This is a genomic window from Haloferax sp. Atlit-10N, from assembly GCF_003586325.1.
GTDB lineage: Archaea > Halobacteriota > Halobacteria > Halobacteriales > Haloferacaceae > Haloferax > Haloferax prahovense.
In genome coordinates, this window is the sequence record NZ_PSYX01000018.1 from 1 (window position 1) to 2,997 (window position 2,997).

Annotated in this window: 3 protein-coding genes; all 3 read right to left on the minus strand. The window is 56.2% G+C overall.

The features are described from left to right. Window positions 1-899: flippase activity-associated protein Agl23 (locus C5B91_RS20760; RefSeq protein ID WP_119712998.1), on the minus strand; the 899-nt coding region annotated here is incomplete at its 3' end. Window positions 900-1,041: 142 nt separating this feature from the next. Then, window positions 1,042-1,917, minus strand: a complete 876-nt coding sequence (locus tag C5B91_RS20765; protein WP_199708879.1) for a CPBP family intramembrane glutamic endopeptidase — start codon at window positions 1,915-1,917, stop codon at window positions 1,042-1,044. 68 nt (window positions 1,918-1,985) lie between these two features. Next, window positions 1,986-2,997: transglutaminase domain-containing protein (locus C5B91_RS20770; RefSeq protein ID WP_119712997.1), on the minus strand; the 1,012-nt coding region annotated here is incomplete at its 5' end.

Below are 2,997 nucleotides of genomic sequence, written 5' to 3' on the forward strand. Positions count from 1 at the left end.
AGGAAGTCACCCAGATACGGCAGATACGCGTTCCCCTCGCCACTGATCCACGTCGTGTAAATCTTGTCCCAGGTTCCGATCGTGGCGGTTTCGATGACTGCCGGGAATAATGTCGGTCGAGTAAATGCTCTCCAAACTCCCGGACGGGGAGCATAAAAGAACATGACGAGTACTACGAACAATCCTGTCGACCCGATACTATGGATTCCCCATCCTCTGACTCCGTGAACAATTCGAGCAACGTGCTCGCTAAGAATCGCCTGCCAATCACGGTCTCGATACCGGGCCATGACCAGCCGATAATCGAGAAGTAACCCAATCGCTCCGAGCCAGACAATCGGGAATAGCAGCGCGTTTTCCTTGGTCGTAAATCCTAGTCCGAACACCCCCGCGCTGGCATACAGATATCTCGGCTTTCGAGTATCGTAGAGTCGCACCCCGAATCCAATGGTGAAGAGCATGAAGGTTGCGAGGAGAACGTCGTTGCGCATGAATCGAGAGTAGTACAAGAGAAGTGGATTGGCTGCCAGCAATAGCGCTAGTGCGACGAGTTCAGAATCCCGCAGGTGTTCGCGAAACAACCATGCGGCAGCTGGGAGCAGGCCGCCGACAAGTGCGACGACGAGCCGGGCGCTAAAATCACTCGGGCCGATCAGCGTGAATACCTGACTATTGACCAGGGGCAGGAACGGACCGTGGATGATCGGTCGGTACTCAAAAACACCACTCTCCATGTACCGGAGCGTCCAGTAACCGACCCGACCCTCATCCCAATGAAAGACTCGTTGTCCAAGTCCGACAAGACGGGCGACCAGTGCACCGGCGGTGATCGCTACCACGGCAATCAGAGTCCTCGGTACGCGCCGCTCGGGTATGAGGCGGCCGTCACTCCAATCCATTACCGAATACAGAATCTTCTACCGGAATAGAGATATCGACTTCGACACGGCTACTGCACGATACGGCCGAGAGAGTTGCTACACCTACAGGAGGAACAACGCTATGCACGAATCCAGCGGACACCGGCAAACAAGAGGAGAATCACGTGACCTGAAAATAGAGCGCAGTAAATAACACTGCATTGTAAACTCCATGTATCACCGCCGGAATCACGAGATTTTCCGCGTATTCATATACGGCACCGAGAACGAGTGCGAGGACGAACACGACGGCCATGTATGTGAGTTGGCCGTCTCCACTAAGGGCTGCTGCGTGGCTCACAGCGAAAATCGCACTCGCAATGACGATCGCACTCCACGGTCGAAAGGCTCGTCGAAGGGTTCCTTGCACGAGTCCCCGGAAAAGGAGTTCCTCACCGGGGCCAACGAACAGCAAAGAGAACGGGACCAACAGTAAGAGCACTTCCGGATTTTGTGCTCCGATTTGTGCGACCTGATTCTCCGCGACGGGGACACCGAGCGTCGAAATGACGAGATTCAATGCACCGTAGAGGATGAAAAAGCCGACGAGTCCCCCGACAGTCCAGCCAGCGTCTCGGACGGTCGGGCGGCGAAGTGCAAGGAAACCAAAACCGAGGCCACTCAGTTTGAGATAGCCAATCGCTAGAAGACCAAATGTGACTCCCTGTAACATCACCGTCGAAATGACGAGGAGGACTGCTGGCGAGTTCATCACATCGACACCTGCGACGATGAGTACCTGGGCTGTGAGAAAAACAACGATTGCTCCAACAGTGAACCCGCTCACGGCTAACGCAATGGCCGTAAGTAGGCTCCGGCCTCGTTGCCGTAGCTCCGTATCCATGACCTCGGGGTTTGAGTTAGCGACGCTTGTACCTTCCTGTCTGTCGATTCGGGTTCCCAGCGGCGTTGGTGTACGCAGGGTGCGAGTCGGCTCGGGGGGCAGCCGCGAGGCATGCTCCTTGAACCGCTGTAAATCGAAGCCGAGGAAGAGCACACATCCGAGCTAAGCGTACCGTCGGGGAAAGAGATCACCTGAGCAGATGTCGGGTCTCTGACACGAGATTACGAGATTCGATGATTCATCGAGAAGAGCCGCTCCCGGACGATGTCGTCGACGAGTCCGATGGCCTCGTCTGCACGCGCAGGAGACACCTCGCCGCCGTATACAGCGAGCTCATAGATAGCGAGTATCCGCTGCAGTCGGTCGTCTTCCCGTCCGGTAGTCCGAAGCATTCGTATGTATTCTCGCCTCGTCTCTCCCGACCGACGCGCTCGATATTGACGAGCCAGTACCTGTTCCAGACGATCGAAAGCCCGTTCGACATCCGCCTGAGGAGAATCTGTCGAAGCTTGCCACCCGAGTTCGACGAATTCATAGCCTCGTCGTAGCAGGCTAAATCGGTTGATTCCGAGAGCAGCACCGATGACGCCCGCGACAATTGCTACTTGATCAGTATCTGAAAAGTTGGTGAATAGTGAACGCCGGCTAACCCCTGTCGTCTCTTGGCCGTTCTGCCGGAGGGCACCCGCTCCTATCGTTGTCATCTCGGGGTCCGACGCGACCGCTCCCCGTTGTTCGTCGACCTGCGTCAGATTGGTATCAGAATCATTCCCCGACGCTGGGGAATCGATATCTGGTGCCTGTGACGCTCCAGTTTCTGCCGTGGTCGTATTGTTCTGTGAGGACGACACCGTCGACAGTGAGGGCGTAGTCGTAGGTCGTGTTCGACTCGTGTCGATACCGTCCGTATTCGCGGCTCGAGCGTCTTCGAGCTGCTGCTGTCGAGCTGCCTGCCGTGGCCCGCTCGGTGTCGGGTCAAAGGATACCCAGCCAATCTCCGGGAAGAACACCTCGACCCAGGCGTGGGAATTGAATCCTCGAATCACCCACTGGTTGTCAGCGACCGATTGCCCAGTCGTGTATCCCACCGTGAATCGGGCTGGAATACCGAGTGTCCGAAGCATGGTCGCCATAGCAGTCGCGTAATAGACGCAATAGCCTCGTTCCATCTCGAAAATGAATCTGTCTGCGATATTGCCGTCGGGGCGTGTGATGTCCAGCGAGTACTGCTTG